The sequence below is a fragment of the Shewanella sp. AS16 genome (genome assembly GCF_021412365.1).
GTDB lineage: Bacteria > Pseudomonadota > Gammaproteobacteria > Enterobacterales > Shewanellaceae > Shewanella > Shewanella salipaludis.
Map to the genome: position 1 here is coordinate 1 of NZ_JAKCLK010000295.1, position 289 is coordinate 289.

Below are 289 nucleotides of genomic sequence, written 5' to 3' on the forward strand. Positions count from 1 at the left end.
AAGCTTTCAAAGCTTCCACGGTGAGCGATTAATGGCTCCAGGCTTAACTTACGTTCTGTCAGCAACCGGCTCGCCGTTTCCCACTCCTGCCCCGGCCAAGGGCTGGAGTAGTTCATCCAACTGCCGATAACCGTCAGCTCTTTACGCAATATTTTGCCAAACGTTGCAGATGTTAAATGCAGATCCTGATGCAACGTGCCTACCAGCGCCAGTTGGGCATGAGGACCGGCAATCTCTACCGCCAGTTCGACGGTTTGCGGGACGCCAGCCGTCTCGAGGATAAGCTGAT

1 protein-coding gene is annotated in these 289 nt (G+C 54.3%); it reads right to left on the minus strand.

Translation table 11 applies throughout. The annotated features are described in order from the left end of the window. The coding region (locus LZP73_RS20370; RefSeq protein ID WP_326490380.1) for a zinc-binding dehydrogenase at window positions 1-281 on the minus strand (281 nt) is incomplete at its 3' end. Window positions 282-289: the final 8 nt, after the last annotated feature.